This window comes from Treponema sp. R80B11-R83G3, assembly GCF_054786115.1.
On record NZ_BDHF01000294.1, the window covers coordinates 1 to 926 of the forward strand.

General features: G+C 44.7%; 1 protein-coding gene. It reads left to right on the forward strand.

Going from position 1 to position 926, the window contains the following annotated elements; genetic code table 11:
• The first annotated feature begins 50 nt into the window (after positions 1-50).
• A complete protein-coding gene (locus ACYVRH_RS13405) occupies positions 51-701 on the forward strand; it encodes an Lcl C-terminal domain-containing protein (RefSeq protein ID WP_461257395.1) in 651 nt (216 codons plus the stop codon).
• Positions 702-926: the final 225 nt, after the last annotated feature.

The window sequence follows — 926 nt, forward strand, 5'->3', positions numbered from 1 at the left end:
ACCTTCAGTCGCATAAGGCTTTTTCATATATCAATTTTAAGGAGTTTTTTATGAAAAACAAAATCAATGTACCTTTGGTACAACTGATCGGGATTATCGCCATTGTAGCGGTAATCGGGTTTTCAATGGCGGCTTGCGGCGATGATGATGATAATGACGGCGGAGGGGACAAAAACGTTACTTACGAGTTAGGCGATGTCGGCCCCGGCGGCGGAAGGATCTTTTACAAAAGTGTGACAGGCTTTACCATGACGGACAACAACCAAGTTTGCCATTACCTTGAAGCCGCGCCCCGTGAATCGCGTACCTTTGCATGGGCTTCATCAGGATATACCTCTGCAGATATAACCGGTGTGGGGGAGAGGGAGAATGGAAATGGAAGAAAAAACACCGCCCTTATCCTTGCAACGGACGCTAACGCGCCTGCGGCCAAATTCTGCAAGGAGTATAACGGTGGAGGTAAGACAGACTGGTTCCTGCCGAGCTATTTTGAACTGAAACAGCTGCGTGACTGTGCAGCAACGTCAGCCAATGGTGAAGTTTTCCAGATAGAAAACTTAATTTACTGGTCTTCGTCTTATAACCTTGGTGATATGACTAGTAATATTGCAGTAGCTTGTAGATTTTCCGCTTACAGTGCTGATTATTTAAACCGCACCAAGGATACCACGTTATCTGTCAGGGCTATCCGGGCTTTTTAACTGAGTAGGTGAGTAGAGATTATTGTTCTCAATTTGCGCGTCTTGCTTAGCTTCAGAAAAACGCCAAGCGACCTTCAGTCGCATAAGGCTTTTTCATATATCAATTTTAAGGAGTTTTTTATGAAAAACAAAAACAATGTACCTTTGGTACAACTGATCGGGATTATCGCCATTGTAGCGGTAATCGGGTTTTCAATGGCGGCTTGCGGTGATGACAACGATGAC

Bases quoted from the DNA above. Each gene is read 5' to 3' on its own strand.
- ACYVRH_RS13405 (WP_461257395.1), top strand. From the start codon at position 51: ATGAAAAACAAAATCAATGTACCTTTGGTACAACTGATCGGGATTATC.